Source organism: Streptomyces sp. NBC_01275, from assembly GCF_026340655.1.
Classification (GTDB): domain Bacteria; phylum Actinomycetota; class Actinomycetes; order Streptomycetales; family Streptomycetaceae; genus Streptomyces.
On record NZ_JAPEOZ010000001.1, the window covers coordinates 5982442 to 6000308 of the forward strand.

Annotated in this window: 12 protein-coding genes; 7 read left to right on the forward strand and 5 right to left on the reverse strand. The window is 73.4% G+C overall.

The genetic code is table 11. The features are described 5' to 3' along the window. Positions 1-43 precede the first annotated feature (43 nt). Together OG562_RS26530 and OG562_RS26535 are read right to left on the reverse strand one after the other, a co-directional pair. A complete protein-coding gene (locus tag OG562_RS26530; RefSeq protein ID WP_266402000.1) occupies positions 44-1615 on the reverse strand; it encodes a M23 family metallopeptidase in 1572 nt (523 codons plus the stop codon). A gap of 246 nt (positions 1616-1861) precedes the next feature. Further along, positions 1862-2827, reverse strand: coding sequence for a triacylglycerol lipase (locus tag OG562_RS26535; RefSeq protein WP_266402003.1), 966 nt, complete (start codon positions 2825-2827; stop codon positions 1862-1864). Between the two features lie 390 nt (positions 2828-3217). On the opposite strand from OG562_RS26535, the gene OG562_RS26540 reads away from it, so the two are divergent. Beyond that, complete coding sequence (locus OG562_RS26540) at positions 3218-3634, forward strand: cobalamin B12-binding domain-containing protein (RefSeq protein WP_266402006.1); 417 nt, start codon at positions 3218-3220, stop codon at positions 3632-3634. A gap of 99 nt (positions 3635-3733) precedes the next feature. Here OG562_RS26540 and OG562_RS26545 read toward each other — a convergent pair whose 3' ends face one another. Beyond that, positions 3734-5347, reverse strand: coding sequence for a DUF5691 domain-containing protein (locus OG562_RS26545; RefSeq protein ID WP_266402009.1), 1614 nt, complete (start codon positions 5345-5347; stop codon positions 3734-3736). 44 nt (positions 5348-5391) lie between these two features. Then, positions 5392-6765, reverse strand: coding sequence for an SWIM zinc finger family protein (locus OG562_RS26550; RefSeq protein WP_266402011.1), 1374 nt, complete (start codon positions 6763-6765; stop codon positions 5392-5394). Between the two features lie 167 nt (positions 6766-6932). Between OG562_RS26550 and OG562_RS26555 the strand changes: the two genes are divergently transcribed. From OG562_RS26555 to sucD, 5 genes are all read left to right on the forward strand, one after another. Next, positions 6933-8120 (forward strand): AAA family ATPase, encoded by a 1188-nt coding sequence (locus tag OG562_RS26555; protein WP_266402014.1) that lies wholly within the window; start codon positions 6933-6935, stop codon positions 8118-8120. A 109-nt stretch (positions 8121-8229) separates the two neighbouring features. Further along, positions 8230-10698: a DUF5682 family protein gene (locus tag OG562_RS26560; protein ID WP_266402015.1), complete on the forward strand. Its 2469-nt coding sequence runs from the start codon at positions 8230-8232 to the stop codon at positions 10696-10698. Further along, entirely contained in the window at positions 10695-12116 is a 1422-nt protein-coding gene (locus OG562_RS26565) for a VWA domain-containing protein (RefSeq protein ID WP_266402017.1), read from the forward strand. Before OG562_RS26560 ends, OG562_RS26565 begins: the two co-directional genes overlap by 4 nt. Before the next feature lie 433 nt (positions 12117-12549). Next, positions 12550-13728 carry an ADP-forming succinate--CoA ligase subunit beta gene (gene sucC / locus OG562_RS26570; protein ID WP_266402020.1) on the forward strand — a complete coding sequence of 393 codons (1179 nt, stop codon included), beginning with the start codon at positions 12550-12552 and terminating at the stop codon, positions 13726-13728. Positions 13729-13749: 21 nt separating this feature from the next. Beyond that, positions 13750-14637 (forward strand): succinate--CoA ligase subunit alpha, encoded by an 888-nt coding sequence (sucD, locus tag OG562_RS26575; RefSeq protein WP_266402021.1) that lies wholly within the window; start codon positions 13750-13752, stop codon positions 14635-14637. A gap of 191 nt (positions 14638-14828) precedes the next feature. On the opposite strand, the gene OG562_RS26580 is transcribed toward sucD, so the two are convergent. Continuing rightward, on the reverse strand, positions 14829-15959 hold the full coding sequence (locus OG562_RS26580) for a sigma factor-like helix-turn-helix DNA-binding protein (RefSeq protein WP_266402023.1): 1131 nt from the start codon (positions 15957-15959) through the stop codon (positions 14829-14831). Between the two features lie 96 nt (positions 15960-16055). On the opposite strand from OG562_RS26580, the gene OG562_RS26585 reads away from it, so the two are divergent. Beyond that, positions 16056-17840 (forward strand): DUF6350 family protein, encoded by a 1785-nt coding sequence (locus OG562_RS26585; RefSeq protein WP_266402026.1) that lies wholly within the window; start codon positions 16056-16058, stop codon positions 17838-17840. Positions 17841-17867: the final 27 nt, after the last annotated feature.

The window sequence follows — 17867 nt, forward strand, 5'->3', positions numbered from 1 at the left end:
CCCCGCTGTGACAGCGGGGGCTCGTCACACGGGGGAAAGTCCTCTACGTCGGGTCGAGTCCGTGGCTGCGCAGCCACGGCAGCGGGTCTATCGCCGAACCGCCGGCCGGCCGGACCTCGAAGTGCAGGTGCGGGCCGGTGGAGTTGCCGGAGTTCCCGGAGTACGCGATCGGGTCGCCGGCCTGCACCGTCGTACCGGAGGCGACCCGGTAGCTGGAGAGGTGGCAGTACCAGGTCTCCGTGCCGTCCTTCGCCGTCACGATCAGCATGTTGCCGTACGCGCTGTTCCACTGCGTCCGTACGGTGCCGTCGGTCGCCGACATCACGGTCGTGCCGTAGGAGACCGGGAAGTCGATGCCGGTGTGCTGGGACATCCAGTTGATGCCGGCCTGTCCGAAGTAGGCGCTGAGTCCGTGCTGGGCGACCGGCAGCGCGTACTTCGGGCGCAGTCGCTCCTTGCGGGCCGCCTCCGCCGCCGCCTTCTTCTTCTCGGCCGCCTGCTGCGCCTTGAGGTCGATGCGCTCCTGCGTACGGCTGGCCCGGTCGGCGAAGTCGTCGGCCTCGGCGGTGAGGGTCTGGAGCTGGGAGTCCAGCTTGTTGTTGGCGGCGGACGGCTTCACCGGCTGCGCGTCCGAGGCGGAGGCCGTCGTGTCCTTCTCGTCGCTGCCGCTCAGTGTGCCGACGGAGGCGGCGGCGATGCCGGCGACCCCCATCACGCAGGCCGAGGGCACGGCCACGGTCAGCAGCGCGGAGCGCTTCGCGGGCGTACGACGGCGGGAACGGCTCGCGCCCCGGGCAGCCGCCCGCGAGGAGGGAGCCGGAACCGGAGCGGCGGCCTCCTCCTGGTCGTCGAGAAGAGGCAGCGCGGCTACGGCGGGCAGCTCGCCGGTGGCGGTCAACTCGCCGTCCGCCGGGGCGTGTTCGCCGTAGGAGACCTGTTCGAAGGTGGCGGTGGCCTGCTGGTCGAAGGGCACCTCGGCCGACTGCTCGTACCCGTCGGAAGCCGGTGCGGCCTCACCGCCGTGGCCGCTGTGGCCGCCGTCGGAGTTCCACTGCGTGGCGTCGTACGCGCCGGTGTCGAAGGCCTGCGTGCCCCATTCCCACTGCTGGGTCCGGTCGGCCGGGCTGCCCGACTGGTCGGGCTGCAGCCAGGAGCCGGCGTCCCACTGACCGCTGGCGTCGGAGGCGGTGGCCTGCGGCGGGATGCCCGACAGGTGTTCTTGCTGCTGCTGCTGTTGCTGGTCGGTCGGCCAGCCGGTCGTGTCGTACGCCCCCGAGTCGTAGGCGGCGTGGTGCTGGGCCGCGTACGGGTCGTAGTTCAGGGTCTGGTGGCCGCCCGTGTCCAGGTTCTGGTGGCCGCTGGTCCACTGCGTGGCGTCGTACGCGCCGGTGGCGGGGTTCGTGCCGTCGCCGGGCAGCTCGCCGAAGAGGGGGTCGGCCGCGAAGTGGCCGGTGGTGTGGGCGACGGCGTCGTAACCGCTGTTGTCGTAACCGTTGTACGTGGAGAAGCCGTCGTGCTGGGCTTCGGGGGTGCCGTACTGCGCGTAGGGCGCGGATTCGGCGTCGGAAGCCGGGGCCGGGGTGGTCATGGTCCCCGACGGGTGACGGTCGTTCACCAACTTCTCTTTCGCCGACAACAGGGGCTGCCAGAGCAGTGCGGCGACTGTACCCGGCAGTACGCGGGCACGACAATCTTCTGCAGGTTTCGTGCTCTCAGGAAACGGGCATTCGGCCGTGTTTCGGGGGACGGCGGGCGCGGGTTTGGCCCTATGTTCGAAGAGTGTTCGATCGCGGAGACCCTTTTTTGGTTCAGTCGCCGCAGGTCCGCTTCAGGCCGCCGTCTCGCTCAGGCCGCGTCTCGCTCAGGCCACCGTCACGTCGTCGGCGTGCGCGCCGGTGTGCGCGTCGGTGTGCGCGTCGGCCGCCGGGTGCGTCCAGCTCGAGTCGAGGGCCTGTCGGATGCGGGTGGCGACGGCCGGGTGCACGGGCAGGGCGAGGTGTCCGATGCCGGTCACCCGGACGTTCTGCGCCAGCAGGTCGGGGTGGTCGACGCGGGCGGTCTCCAGCGGGTCCATCAGGTGGTCCATGTCGCTCCAGAAACTGACGAAGCGCGTACGGCAGCCGGGCGCGGGCCGGGACAGCTCCTCGATCACCTTCGAGCCGGGGCGCATCTGGCGCACGATCGGGTGCGCGTTCGCCAGCGGCGCCACCCGGGTGCCGGAGTGCGGGGTGCCGAGCGTGACCAGCGTCCGCACCCGGACGTCACCGCCCAGTCGCTGCACGTAATAGCGGGCGATCAGGCCGCCCAGGCTGTGCCCGACGACGTCGACCTGACGGCTGCCGGTGCGCTCGCAGATCTCCTCGATGTGCCGGCCGAGCAGCTCGGCGGCGATGCGGAGGTCGCAGGTCAGCGGCGAGTAGTTGAGCGACTCCACCCGGTGCCTGCCGTGCTGGGCGAGGTTGCGGCGCAGCAGGACGAAGACGGAGCGGTTGTCGATGAAGCCGTGCAGGAGGACGACCGGGGGCGGGGCCTGGACGGGCAGCCGGGCCGGGTCCGCCTCGCCGGGTCCGGGGAGCGCGGCCGGGGTGCGGCGCTCCTGGGCGATGCCGGAGGGGTAGAGAAGGAGATGGCCCGCGAGGATCGCGATGTCCAGCGCGGTCGCCTTCAGCAGGGCCATGGAGAGTCCCGCCAGCCTGCTCTGTATGTCGGGCAGGCTGGGTATTCCGGGCAGGCTGGGTATGTCGGACAGGTCGGGTAGGCCGGGGAGGTCCGGCAGCAGGCGTCGGCACAGCGGAAGAAGGGGCTGGAACGCCCGGGTGACCTGCATGGCCGACCTCCTGTCGGCACGCCGAGGACGGCTCTGTCCCCCGTGTGCTCTCGTGGTAGTCGCGGCGGAGGATCTCGGCCCGTCGCCGATGCGCCGTACCGCCGCGACGCGCGGCCTGTGCGCGGCGGTACGGCGACCCCGTTGCGGCTCCCGTTGCGACGGTCCCCCTGGGGAGGGGGAGCGGTGCGCGGTGAACGTGTCCCTCCGTGTGATTTCCCCCTCGGCCGGCACCGCGAAACTGCCGGTTGCGGGATGCTGGAGATAACGTTCGTTCACTTCCTCGGGCGGTGACACGGAGTGTCCGTGCCGTATGAGTCCGTGTCGTATGAGGATGGGCGGCGATGGACAGGGATGGGCGAGGATGGACCTAGTCGCTTCATGGAGGCAGTGATGGGTGTGGCAGCCGGTCCGATCCGCGTGGTGGTGGCCAAGCCGGGCCTCGACGGCCATGACCGCGGGGCCAAGGTGATCGCGCGGGCCCTGCGCGACGCCGGTATGGAGGTCATCTACACGGGGCTCCACCAGACCCCCGAGCAGATCGTCGGCACCGCGATCCAGGAGGACGCCGACGCGATCGGACTCTCCATCCTCTCCGGCGCCCACAACACGCTCTTCGCCGCCGTGATCGAGCTCCTCAAGGAGCGGGACGCGGCGGACATCCTGGTCTTCGGCGGGGGGATCATCCCGGAGGCGGACATCGCGCCGCTGAAGGAGATCGGCGTCGCGGAGATCTTCACCCCGGGGGCGACGACGGCGTCGATCGTGGAGTGGGTGCGGGCGAATGTCCGGGAGTCGGCGGAAACGTAGGCCTGCGGCGCTCGGGTGGGTCTCCGTGCAGGTGCGGGTAGTCCAGGGTGACCTTCTTGCCCAAGCCCCCAGCCCTCAGGCCCCCAGGTCCCCAAGCCCCTAGGTCGTCCTGAACTCCTCTGCCATCACCGCCCTCAGCCGCAGTGTCGTCCCCAGCCGCTGGAACGCCTCCGCCCAATAGCCCCCGGCGCCGGGCGACGCGTCCTCCGGTTCGTCGGGGACGGCCAGGAGGGCGTCCAGGCGGGCGGCTTCCGACGGGTTCAGGCAGCGTTCGGCCAGGCCCATCACTCCGCTGAAGCTCCAGGGGTAACTCCCGGCGTCCCGGGCGATGTTGAGCGCGTCGACCACGGACCGGCCGAGCGGCTCGGCCCATGGCACCGCGCACACGCCGAGCAGTTGGAACGCCTCCGACAGCCCGTGCACCGCGATGAACCCGGCGACCCACCCGGCCCGTTCGGCCGCCGGCAATGTGCCCAGGAGCTTCGCCCGCTCGGCGAGGGAGACCGCGCCCGGGCCGCCGGCCCCGGGTGCGGAGGGCGCTCCGAGCAGCGCGCGCGACCAGTCGGCGTTCCGTTGCCGTACGGCGGCCCGGCACCATGCTGCGTGCAGTTCGTTCAGCCAGTCGTCGGCCACCGGGAGCGCCACGATCTGCTCCGGCGTACGGCCGCCCAGCCGGGCCGGCCAGGCGGTGAGCGGGGTCGCCTCCACCAACTGGCCGAACCACCAGGACCGTTCGCCCCGACCGGTCGGGGCCTTGGCCGTCACGCCGTCGCGCTCCATGGCGGCGTCGCACTCGTGCGGGGCCTCCACGACGAGCGTGGGCGTGTCCTGCGTACGGTCGACGGCCACGCACGAGGCGGCCCGGACCGCCATCCGCGCGGCGAGCGCCGAGCCGGGGAGCGCCGACAGCAACTCCGCGGCCGTCGCCCGGACGTTACGGCTGCGGTCGGCCAACGCCTGTTCCAGGAACGGCTCGTCGCGGGCGCCGAGGCCGGTGCGCAGCGAGTCGAGGAACATCAGCCGGTCCTCGGCGCGCTCCGTCGGCCAGGTTCTCGCGAGCAGCTCGCGCGCGGCGTCGGGGTCGCGGGCGCGCAGCGACGCCAGCAGGGCGACCCGCTCGGCGAACAGGCCCTCCTGCCACAGGGCTTCGGTGCGCTCGGTCTCCTGCGGGCCCGGCAGCGCCGTACCGCCGCCCGGCGTCCCGCGCAGGGCGAATCGCCAGTCGGGGTTCAGCCGGGCCAGCCACAGGGCGCGCGGGCCCGCGAACTCCAGTGCCGCCGGGCGCAGGTCCGTACGCCCGCGTGCCGCGTCGAGCAGCGCGGGCAGGGCCTCGGCGGGGGCCGCGAACCCGTGGGCGTTCGCCGTCGCCAGCCATTGGGGCAGCAGCTCCATCAGGTCCGGGGCCGTGCCCCGGCGGCCGCCTCCGCCCGCGCCGGGGCGGTCGGCCAGGAGGAGGGCGAGTCTGCGGGTCGCCGGGGCGGGCAGCGCGGGGCGTGGGTCGCCGGGGGCCGGTTCCGGAGGCCGTGCCGCCCGCCCCGGCCGGAGGCCGGCCCGTCGGCGTACGGTCTCCGCGGCGGCGGCGTCCAGCAGAGCCTTCGGGGCCGCCCGGCCGGGGGCGGCTCCCGGGGGCGTACGGCGGTCGGTGCCGAGGAGGGCCGCGGTGACCAGGTCCTCCCAGGCGGCCGGGGTGGGGAGAGCCGGGGTGGCGGTCATGTCGCTCCCTGTGTGCCGGTGACCGGTGGTCGGCGGGTGTTCGTTCAGCACAGCGGTACCGCCTCTCCCGGGCCCGTCGACCAGGCCGTCAGGGGGGTGAAGCCCCGGTGGCCGCACTCGCCGAAGACCTTGACGGGGGCGCCGCCGGAGAGGGCGACCAGACGCCACAGGCTGGGACGGGCGGCCGCGCCCGGGGTGAGCGGCAGGGCCGTGTCGCCGGCGGCTTCCGCCAGCTGCCAGGAGTCGCCGTCCGGGGTCGGTACCACGTCGTCCAGGGTCACCGGGACGGCGTCCAGCCAGGGATCGTCGCGCAGGGCCTCGCCGTAGAGCGCGGCGGCCTGCGCCGTCGACACGCCGGGCGGGCGCGTGTCGGTGGGAGCAGGTGGGGCGAACCGCTCGCCCAGGGAGGCCCGTTGCTGACCGGTGCCCGGGTGGGCGGACAGCTCCGCGTCCAGGGCCAGGCCGACCGGCAGGGCGAGGTCGGGGGCCCGGCCTGCGGGGCCGTAGGAGAGGAGGAGCGCTGTGCGGCCCGAGGCGAGGCCGTGAAGCCAGATGCGGCGGGTCGTCAGCTTCGGGTCCGGCGTGTCGTACTGGGCGAGGACCAGCCAGTGGTCGCGCACCGGCGGGCCGGTCGGCGACGAGGGCAGGCCGACGCGAGTGCGGACCGTCGCCGCCAGGGCCTGCGGCAGCCGCTCGCGGTGCAGCCACCCCTGGTCGAGGAGGTGGAGCAGCGCGCACTCTTCGAGCAGCCGCACCGGCCAGCCGGGGCCGGACGCCGGGATCGCCCCCAACTCCCGTACACGGGAGGCCAGCCCGGACGCCTGGGCGTCGACCATGCGGGCCGCGGTCTCCTCCCAGAGGCCGTACGCGGCCTGCTCCGCCGTGGCCAGGCCGGAGCGCAGCAGGTCGGACAGCCGCTGCTCCAGTTCCGTGGCTCCTGCGGTGATCCGCTCGGCGCGCCGCTCGGCGCGACGGCGCGCCGCCTCGGGATCGGCGGCGCCGGACGCGGAACTCGCCGTGTCCGCCGCCCGTTTCTCCTGTGGGCGACTGCGCCGCCCCTCGATCCACTCCCGCGCCCAGTCCGGCGCGCGCCCCGCGGGCAGCGCCGCCTCCTCGCCCGACCAGAGCAGCAGCAGCCCGAGCGCGTGCTTGCACGGGAACTTACGGCTCGGGCAACTGCAGTGGTACGCCGGAGCGGTGGCACTGGGCGCGGCGACGACCTCGACGACCGTCCGGTACGGCGTGCCCCCGCTGCCCTTGCACAGCCCCCACACCGCCCGCTCCTCCCCCTCCTCGGAACTGCCTGTCTCGGACCACGGACCGGCCGCGCCGAGTTCGCCTCCCGCTGTGCGTGACGCGATGTCAGGCGCCAGTGCCAGCACCTGGTCCGCGGTCCAGCGCACCCCCTGCTGAGTCATGCCATCGAAGGTAGACGCCCCCACTGACAATCGGCCGGCGAGCACGTCGGCGGGAGTGCCGCCGAGGGCCTTGCGAGCGCGTTTCCGCAGGTCGGATCGCATTGTCAGTGGCGTGGTGCACGGTGGACACCAGATCCGAACCGGCCGAGCTGGAGGGGGCCTCAGCCATGTCCGCCACCGCTGATCCGACGTCCACCGAACCGAGTCCGTACGATTCCGCACCCGGGTCCGCACCCGCGTCGACACCGCTGTCCGTATCGGCGTCCGCACCCGCGAGCGAGGCGTTGCGGCCGCACGCCGAGGACGCCTTCGCCCATGAACTCGCCGCGCTGGCCGCGCAGGACGACCGTCCGCGCCCGGCCCGCTGGAAGCTGTCGCCGTGGGCCGTCGCCACCTATCTCCTCGGCGGCACGCTGCCGGACGGCACCGTGATCACACCGAAGTACGTGGGGCCGCGCCGACTCGTCGAGGTCGCCGTCACCACGCTCGCCACCGACCGCGCCCTGCTGCTGCTCGGCGTGCCCGGCACCGCCAAGACCTGGGTCTCCGAGCACCTGGCCGCGGCGGTCAGCGGCGACTCGACCCAGCTCGTGCAGGGCACGGCGGGCACACCGGAGGAGGCCATCCGCTACGGCTGGAACTACGCGCAGCTGCTCGCGCACGGCCCCAGCCGGGACGCGCTGGTGCCCAGCCCCGTCATGCGGGCCATGGCGGAGGGGACGACGGTCCGGGTCGAGGAGCTGACCCGCATCCCGGCCGACGTACAGGACGCCCTCATCACGATCCTGTCGGAGAAGACGCTGCCGATACCGGAGCTGGGGCAGGAGGTGCAGGCCGTCCGCGGCTTCAACCTCATCGCCACGGCCAACGACCGCGACCGCGGGGTCAACGAGCTGTCCAGCGCCCTGCGCCGCCGCTTCAACACGGTGGTGCTGCCGCTGCCGGCCGGCGTGGAGGCCGAGGTCGACATCGTCGCCCGGCGCGTCGAACAGCTCGGCGCCTCCCTCGACCTGCCGTCCACACCCGACGGCATCGACGAGATCCGCCGTGTGGTGACCGTCTTCCGCGAACTGCGCGACGGCGTCACCGCCGACGGCCGTACGAAGGTGAAGTCGCCGAGCGGCACGTTGTCCACGGCCGAGGCCATCTCCGTCGTCACCGGAGGACTCGCGCTGTCCGCCCACTTCGGCGACGGGGTGCTGCGGCCGGGGGACGTCGCCGCGGGCGTCCTCGGGGCCGTCGTCCGCGACCCTGCCGCCGACCGGATCGTCTGGCAGGAGTACCTGGAGGCGGTGGTCCGCGAACGCGAGGGATGGACGGACTTCTACCGGGCCTGCCGGGAGGTGAGCGCGTGATGAACAACGACAACGGTTCCGAGGACACACGGTGGGGCTGCACGACGCCGGGACACGGGGCGTTCGGGGACGACGACTCGAGGTGGGGCCGTAGGCGAGGGGGGACCGGATGACATCGGTCGAGAGGGGGCCGGCGGCCGTCGAGGGAGCCGTCGGCCCCGGGGCGGGGCGGCCGCTCCTGCTCGGGGTGCGGCACCACGGGCCGGGGTCCGCGCGGGCGGTGCGGGCGGCGTTGCAGGCCGCCCGGCCCCGGGTCGTGCTGGTCGAAGGGCCGCCGGAGGCCGACGCGCTGATCCCGCTGGCCGCCGACGAGGACATGCGGCCGCCGGTCGCCCTGCTCGCCCACGCCGTCGACGAGCCCGGCCGTTCGACGTTCTGGCCGATGGCCGAGTTCTCCCCGGAGTGGGTCGCGCTCCGCTGGGCCCTGGAGCACGGCGTGCCCGCCCGCTTCATCGACCTGCCCGCCACGTACACGCTCGCGTGGGAGAGGGAAAGGGAGACAGAGAAGGAGACAGAAGGGGAGACGGCAGCGGAGGCGGAGGGCGAGGGGGCGACGTCGGCCGACGGGCTCCGTGATGATCCGCTCGGGGCGTTGGCCGAGGCCGCCGGGTACGACGACGCCGAGCGCTGGTGGGAGGACGTCGTCGAGCACCGGGGGACGGGGGAGGGGGACCCGTTCGCGCCGTTCGCCGCGCTGGAGGAGGCGATGGGAGCGCTGCGGGAGGCGGACGACACCGACGCCGGGGGGCGCGAAAGCGGTCACGAAAATGGTCGCGAAGGCGGTCGGGAGGCCGTGCGGGAGGCGTATATGCGTCTTCAAGTACGGGCGGCGCAAAGGGAGTTCGGGGACGACGGGGTGGCCGTGGTGTGCGGGGCCTGGCATGTGCCCGCGCTGCGGCGGAAGCCGGCCGTCGCCGCCGACCGGGCGCTGCTGAAAGGGCTGGCCAAGGTCAAGGCCGACCTGACGTGGGTGCCGTGGACGTATCGCAGGCTGGCGCGGGCCGGGGGGTACGGCGCGGGCATCGACTCGCCGGGCTGGTACGCGCATCTGTTCGGTGCGCGGGACCGGCCGGTCGAGCGCTGGCTGACCAAGGTGGCCGGCCTGCTGCGCGAGGAGGACCTGACCGTGTCCCCGGCGCATGTCATCGAGGCGGTCCGGCTGGCCGAGACGCTCGCCGTGCTGCGCGGCCGGCCGCTGCCCGGGCTGAGCGAGACGACCGACGCCGTGCGGGCGGTGCTGTGCGAGGGCTCCGACGTGCCGTTGGCGCTGATCCACGACCGGCTGGTGGTCGGGGACGTGCTGGGCGAGGTGCCGGTCACCGCGCCGGCGGTGCCCCTCCAGCGCGACCTCGACCGGCAGCAGCGCCGGCTGCGCCTCAAACCGGAGGCGGCGGACCGGGAGTGGGAGCTCGACCTGCGCAGGGAGAACGACGCCGACCGCAGCAGGCTGCTGCACCGGCTGCGGCTGGTGGGGGTGCCGTGGGGGGAGCCGGTGGTCTCGCGGGGCAGCACGGGGACGTTCCGGGAGACGTGGCGGCTGCGGTGGGAGCCGGAGCTGTCCGTGCGGGTCGCCGAGGCCGGGATCTGGGGGACGACCGTACTGGCCGCGGCGACCGGCAGGGCGCGGGCGGACGCCGTCGGCGCGCGGGGGCTCGCCGAGGTGACCGCGCTCGCCGAGGCCTGCCTGCTGGCCGGGCTGCCCGCCGCGCTCCCGACCGTGATGCGGATCCTCGTCGACCGGGCGGCCCTCGACACGGACGTCGGCCACCTCGCCCAGGCCCTGCCCGCGCTGGTCCGCTCCCTGCGCTACGGCGACGTGCGCGGCACCGACACCGGCGCACTGGCGGAGGTCGCCGCGGGCCTCGCCGAACGGATCTTCGTCGGCCTGCCCCCGGCCTGCGCCGCCCTGGACACGGACGCCGCGCAGGAGATGCGGCGTCATGTGGACGCGGTGCACGGGGCGGTGGGGCTGCTGGAGGAGGCTCGGGCGACGGACGACGGGGACGCCCTCCCCGGCTCCGGGGAGCTGCGCAGCCGATGGCGGGCCGTGCTGCGGGTGCTGTCCGGGCGGGACAGCGTGCCCGGCGTCATTCGGGGGCGTGCGGTGCGGCTGCTGCTGGACGGCGGGGAGTTGGGGCAGGACGAGGCGGCGCGGCTCATGGGGCTCGCCCTGTCGCAGGGGACCCCGCCGGGGGAGGCGGCCGCCTGGATCGAGGGCTTCGTCGGCGGAGCTTCCGGGGGCGGACTGCTCCTTGTGCACGACGAGCGTCTGCTCGGGCTCGTCGACGGATGGCTCACCGGGGTGTCGACGGAGGCGTTCACGGACGTGCTGCCGCTGCTGCGGCGGACGTTCTCGGTGTATGAGCCGGCGGTGCGCAGAACCCTCGGCGAACTGGTCCGGCGCGGTCCCGGGGAGCGGGGGAGGACGGCGGCGACGGCCTCCGGGCCACATGGCTTCGCTGCCGACCTCGACACGGGCCGCGCGGACGCGGTCCTGCCGGCGGTCCGGCTGCTGCTGGGGCTGGGACCGGATCCCGACGGGAGCGACGACAAGGAGCCGGCGGGGGTGGGCACATGAAGAGCACGACGACGACCGGGCCGACGGCGACGGATTCCGGGGCTGCCTCGGGGAGCGCCTCCGCGACGGGCTCTGCGGGCGCCTCTGCGGCAGGCTTTACGGCGGACCCCACGACGGCCTCCGCGACGCGTCCTGCGGCGGCTTCCACGACGGCCTCCGCGACGGGCTCTGCGGCGGATCCCTCGGCCTCGACGGACCTCTCGGCCGAATCCCCAGCTGAGCCGCCGACCGCCGCCTTCCCGGCCGGACCCGCCACGGGCGACGACCCCTCGCCGGAGCGGTTGCGGCGGTGGCGGCTGGTGCTGGGTGGGGATGCGGCGGACGGCACCGGACATGGGCTCTCCGGGCGGGACGCCGCGATGGACGGGGCGCTCGGGGCGCTCTACGGGAAGGGGGACAAGGAGGGCAGGCCACGGGCGGGGCACGAGCGCTCGGCGGGGCTCGGTGCGTCGGCGCCGGCCGTGGCGCGTTGGCTCGGGGACATTCGGACGTACTTCCCCTCCTCCGTCGTCCAGGTCATGCAGCGCGACGCCATCGACCGGCTCGGGCTGTCCGCGCTGCTGCTCGAGCCGGAGATGTTGGAGGCGGTCGAGGCCGACGTACACCTCGTCGGCACGCTGCTCTCCCTCAACAAGGCGATGCCGGACACGGTGAAGGAGACGGCGCGGGCCGTCGTGCGCAAGGTCGTCGAGGACCTGGAGAAGCGGCTCGCCACCCGCACCCGGGCCGCCCTCACCGGCGCCCTCGACCGCAGCGCGCGTATCGCCCGGCCGCGCCACCACGACATCGACTGGAACCGCACGATCGCCGCCAACCTCAAGCACTACCTCCCCGAGTACGGGACGGTCGTGCCGGAGCGGCTCGTCGGGTACGGGCGCGCGTCGCGGTCCGTGAAGAAGGAGGTGATCCTCTGTGTCGACCAGTCCGGTTCGATGGCGGCGTCGGTGGTCTACGCGTCGGTGTTCGGCGCGGTGCTGGCGTCGATGCGGTCGATCAGCACCCGGCTGGTCGTCTTCGACACGGCGGTCGTCGATCTCACCGGCCAGCTCGACGACCCCGTCGACGTCCTCTTCGGCACCCAGCTCGGGGGCGGCACCGACATCAACCGGGCGCTCGCGTACTGCCAGGCCCGGATCACCCGACCGGCGGAGACGGTGGTGGTGCTCATCAGCGACCTGTACGAGGGCGGCATACGGCAGGAGATGCTGAAGCGGGTCGCGGCCATGAAGGCGTCGGGGGTGCAGTTCGTCGCGCTGCTCGCGCTGTCGGACGAGGGCGCTCCGGCCTACGACCGGGAACATGCGGCCGCGCTCGCCGCGCTGGGCGCACCGGCGTTCGCCTGCACCCCCGAGCTGTTTCCGGAGGTGATGGCGGCGGCGATCGAGAAACGGCAGCTGCCCGTGCCGGACACCGGGTGACCCGCCGTGCGACGCACCAGGTGACCCGCCGTGCGACGCACCGGGTGACCTGTCGTGCGACACGCCGTACGACACGCCGTGCAACGCGGTGCCGAGACGGGTGCCCGTCGGCAATCCGGAATCTCATCCGGAACCTCATAGTGATCGCGGCCCGGACGGTCCCCAACCCCTTGAGGCCCTCCCCGCCCGGCCCCCGGCGCCTCACACGCGGCACGCCGTGCCAGTGAGCGCGACATCATGTGACAGGTATCACCGCTCAGGTGTGACCCTCGATTTAGGGGCCTCCTGCAAGCAGCGATAACCTGCGAGACGGACATGCCGCGCGCTCGGACACCGTGTGCGCCTCCCTTGTGACAGACGGCGGACGTCACGTTGCCCTTCGCGGCACGCCCACGCATCCAACGAACCGCGAGATCACTGAGGACGGAAGCGCGTGGACCTGTTCGAGTACCAGGCGAGGGACCTCTTCGCCAAGCACGATGTACCGGTGCTGGCCGGTGAAGTCATCGACACGCCTGAGGCGGCCCGCGCAGCCACCGAGCGTCTCGGCGGCAAGTCCGTCGTCAAGGCCCAGGTGAAGGTAGGCGGCCGTGGCAAGGCCGGTGGCGTGAAGCTTGCCGCCACGCCGGACGAGGCCGTCGCCCGCGCGACGGACATCCTCGGCATGGACATCAAGGGCCACACGGTCCACAAGGTGATGATCGCCGAGACGGCCCCGGAGATCCTGGAGGAGTACTACGTCTCCTTCCTCCTCGACCGCGCCAACCGCACCTTCCTCTCCATCGCGTCCGTCGAGGGCGGCATGGAGATCGAGGAGGTGGCGGTCGAGCGCCCCGAGGCCGTCGCCAAGACGCCGATCGACGCCAACGAGGGAGTGACCCCGGAGAAGGCCCGCGAGATCGTCGCGGCCGCGAATTTCCCGGCCGAGGTCGCCGACAAGGTCGCGAACGTCCTGGTCACCCTGTGGAAGACCTTCGTCGCCGAGGACGCGCTCCTCGTCGAGGTCAACCCGCTGGCCAAGGTCGCCTCCGGTGACGTCATCGCCCTCGACGGCAAGGTCTCCCTCGACGAGAACGCCGAGTTCCGTCAGCCGGAGCACGACGCCCTCCAGGACAAGGACTCGGCGAACCCGCTCGAGGCCGCGGCCAAGGAGAAGAACCTCAACTACGTCAAGCTCGACGGCGAGGTCGGCATCATCGGCAACGGCGCGGGTCTCGTCATGAGCACCCTGGACGTCGTCGCGTACGCCGGTGAGGCGCACGGTGGGGTCAAGCCCGCCAACTTCCTCGACATCGGCGGCGGCGCGTCCGCGGCCGTGATGGCGAACGGCCTGGAGATCATCCTCGGCGACCCGGACGTCAAGTCCGTCTTCGTCAACGTCTTCGGCGGCATCACCGCGTGCGACGAGGTCGCCAACGGCATCGTCCAGGCGCTGCAGCTGCTCGCGGACAAGGGCGAGGAAGTCACCAAGCCGCTGGTCGTCCGTCTCGACGGCAACAACGCCGAGCTGGGTCGCAAGATCCTCTCCGACGCCAACCACCCGCTGGTCCAGCGCGTGGACACCATGGACGGCGCGGCCGACAAGGCCGCCGAGCTCGCGGCTGCGAAGTAAGGGAAGAGGGACAGAACAGCCATGGCTATCTTCCTGAACAAGGACAGCAAGATCATCGTCCAGGGCATGACCGGTGCCACGGGCATGAAGCACACCAAGCTCATGCTGGCGGACGGCTCCAACATCGTCGGTGGCGTGAACCCGCGCAAGGCGGGCACCTCCGTCGACATCGACGGCACCGAGATCCCGGTCTTCGGCACGGTCGCCGAGGCGATCGAGAAGACGGGCGCGAACGTGTCCGTCCTCTTCGTGCCGCCGGCCTTCGCCAAGGCCGCCGTCGTCGAGGCGATCGACGCGGAGATCCCGCTCGCGGTCGTCATCACCGAGGGCATCGCCGTCCACGACTCGGCCGCGTTCTACGCGTACGCCGGGTCCAAGGGCGACAAGACCCGGATCATCGGCCCGAACTGCCCCGGTCTCATCACCCCGGGTCAGTCGAACGCCGGCATCATCCCGGGCGACATCACCAAGCCGGGCCGCATCGGCCTGGTCTCGAAGTCCGGCACGCTGACGTACCAGATGATGTACGAGCTGCGGGACATCGGCTTCTCGTCCGCCGTCGGCATCGGTGGCGACCCGATCATCGGCACCACGCACATCGACGCGCTCGCCGCGTTCGAGGCCGACCCCGACACCGACCTGATCGTGATGATCGGTGAGATCGGCGGCGACGCCGAGGAGCGGGCCGCGGCCTTCATCAAGGACAACGTGAAGAAGCCGGTCGTCGGCTACGTCGCGGGCTTCACCGCGCCCGAGGGCAAGACCATGGGCCACGCCGGCGCCATCGTCTCCGGCTCCTCCGGCACGGCCGCCGCGAAGAAGGAGGCCCTCGAGGCCGCCGGCGTCAAGGTCGGCAAGACGCCGACCGAGACGGCGAAGCTGGCCCGCGAGATCCTCGCCGCCGGCTGAGGCCGAGCCGACGCCGGGCGTACCGCCTGACGGAAGCTCGACGGAATTCTGACGGAAGGGCCCGCACCCTCGAACAAGGGGTGCGGGCCCTTCCGCATGCCCACCCCGCCCCACGTCACCCCACCCCACCCCACATCACCCACATCACCCACATCACCCACATCACCCACATCACCCCACCCCACCTCGCGTCACCTCAGCTCCGGAACCAGCCGTTCCGGCCCATGGGCCGTTTCCGAACGCAACTTCGCCCGCAGGGCCAGTTCCGCGTCCGACAGTGCGCCCGGGGCCGCCCGCGGCGGAACCCCTTGCACCGCCTCGCCCGGCGGGACCGGAGGCTCGTACTGGGTGGGGGCCGTGTGCAGGGTGAGCGCGGTCGCGCCGATGATCGCGACCGTGAACGCGATCGCCGCCCGGGTCCAGAATCGGGCCCGCTGCTCGCTGCCCGTCCGCACGATCGTCGGCTTGGCCGCGCGCAGCCGCTCCGCCGACGCCACCTCCGCCAGCCGCCGGCGCAGCGCGGCGGGGTTCGCCAGCTCGGGCAGGCGCGCGGCGATCGCCCGGCGCGCGTGCAGCAGCCGGTTCGCCGCCGCGGGCGTGCTCGCCTCCGTCTCCGCCGCGGTCTCCGGCAGACCGAGACCGACCCCGTCGTACAGCAGCAGAGTGCGACGGTAGGGCGGCGGGAGCGTCAGGAGTACGTCCAGCAGCGCGCGGCCGAAGGCGTCGGCCGGCGGTGGTTCGGGGTGGCGGAAACGGGGGCGGAACCGGTGCCAGGGGGAGAGCGCGTACTCGTACGCCGTCGCCCGCATCCAGCCCGCCGGGTCGCGGTCGACGGCTACCTCGGGCCAGCGCTGCCACGCGATGTGGAAGGCCCGCTCGACCGACTCGCGCGCGAGTTCGCGACGGCCGCAGAGGAGGTAGGTCTGGCGTACGAGGGCGGGGGCGCAGAAGGCGTAGAGGGCGTCGAAGGCTTGAGCGGGGGTCGGCGAGGTTGCGGCGGAAGGGGGTTCGGCGGCTCCTGGCTCAGCCTCGATCGCCGCTCCCGCTGTCGCGGCCACCGCTTCCGCCTCGACCGCCGCCACGTATCTGTCCGGCATCTGAGTGACCGTCGGTTCGGCCGTCTGCGTCACCGAGGTCAGCAGTTTCGCGTACGCCTCCCGCTTGCGGCCGCGGGGTGTCGTGCGGCCGGTCTCCCACGAGCGCACCGTCGCCCGGGTGACGCCCACCCGTACGGCGATCTGATCCTGCGTCAACGCGCCTGTCTCGCGCAGGCGTCGGCGTTCCTCGGGCGGAGGGAGCGGGGTGGCGGGGCTCTGTGTCACAGGGCGCCCCTCCGTACGAAAAAGTACATAACCGTATATTGAGCGACACAGCGGAAGTTCGCCTGTTACGACGGGAAAGCGCGTGTCGTTGGGAGCATGACGGTCGTGATCCAGATGACCGTTCGTCGACTGTCGTTGTCGCCCCTGCTCGGCCGGATCCGCGACCGATCGCCCGGACTGGCCGCCGCCGTTGCGGGCGGCGCGCTGGCGGCCGGGCTGGGGCTCGGTTCGTTCGCCGCGCTCGTGATGATGCTGTGGATCAGTTCGCCGTATCCCGACAGCGGGCCGGGCGGGGCACTGCACGTCGCCGCCGGGCTGTGGCTGCTCGCGCACGGCGCGGAACTGGTGCGCACCGACACGCTGTCCGGGGTGTCGGCGCCGGTCGGCGTCACGCCGTTGCTGCTGTTCGTGCTGCCGGTATGGCTGGTGCACCGGGCGGCGCGGGACGCGATGGCCGAGGGCGACGACGACGGCGACGACGGCGACCCGGGCGACCACGGCGGGGTGCAGGTGAGCGCCCCTACCGCCTGGGCGGGTGTCGTGCTCGGGTATCTCGCCGTGGGCTCGGGCGCCGCGCTCTACGCGGCCGGCGGGGTGCTGCGCCCCTCGTGGGCGTGGACGGGCGTGTGCGTGCCGGCGGTCGCCGTGCTCGCGGCGGGCGCGGGGGTGTGGACGGCGTGCGGTCGGCCTCGCGGGCCGGTGGCGGCGGACGGGGCGCTGCCTCGCCGGATGCGGCGGATTCTGTTCGGAGACCTCGGGGATCTCGGGGGCGGGGTCGGGGACGACGGGCGGGACTGGCTCGGCACCGCGCTGCGGGCCGCGGGGGCCGGGGCCGCGGTGCTCGTCGGGGGCGGGGCGCTGCTGGTCGCCGTGTCGTCGGTGTGGCACTCGGACATCGCCCGCGGGGCGTTTCTCCAGCTGACGGAGGGCTGGTCGGGGCGGTTCGCGGTGCTGCTGCTGTGCGTGGCGCTGGTGCCCAACGCGGCGGTGTGGGGCGCGGCGTATGCGCTGGGGCCCGGGTACGTCCTCGGGTCCGGGCATGTGGTCGCGCCGCTGTCCTCCGATCCCGCGCCGCTGCTGCCGCCGTTTCCGCTGCTGGCGGCGGTGCCGGAGCCGGGGGCGGGGACCTGGGTGAACTGGGCGGCTGGGACGGTGCCGGTGCTGGCCGGTGTGACGGTGGGGGTGTTCGTGGCACGGGCGGCCGGTGGGGGCGTGGAGGGGGCCGGGTGGTCGCGGCGGAGGACCGCCGGGGGTGCGGTGGTGGCCGGCGCGGTGTGTGGGGTGGTGCTCGGAGGGCTCGCGGTGTTGGCGGGCGGGCCGCTGGGGGTGGGGGCGCTGGCGCGGTTCGGGCCGGTGTGGTGGCAGGTGGGGGGCGCGGTGACCGCGTGGGTCGTGGGGGTGGGGGTGCCGGTGGCCGTCTGGGCGCGGGGATGGCGGTCGCGGCGGCGGGGGCCGGTGGGGCCGGTGGGTTTCTGGCGACGGGAGGCCGCTGTGGTGGCTGCGGTGGCGGCGCTGGAAGGTGTGGCGGGGGCGGGGGCGGGGGCGGGGGGTGCGGCGGCGGTGGAGCAGGTCGAGGTGTACGACGACGAGGGCGACGGATTCGGGTACGAGCCGTACGACTTTGCCGCCGTTGAGGCGGGGGAGGGGCTCGAGGCGATGGAGGGGCCGGTGTGGCTCGGGGACGCCGCTCGGGAGATTCGGTGGGCGGCCTTGCGGGAGGTGGGCGAGGAGTTGCCGAGGGAGGGGGAAGGAGACCTGGAAGGCCACGGCCACGGCCAAGGCCCAGGCGAAGGTCAAGGCCCAGGCCAAGGCGAAGGTCAGCGCCAAGGCCAGCGCCAAGGCCAAGATCAAGGCCAAGATCAAGGCCAAGGCGGGGCGTAGGCCCCGAAGGGCCTCGCCCTCACGACC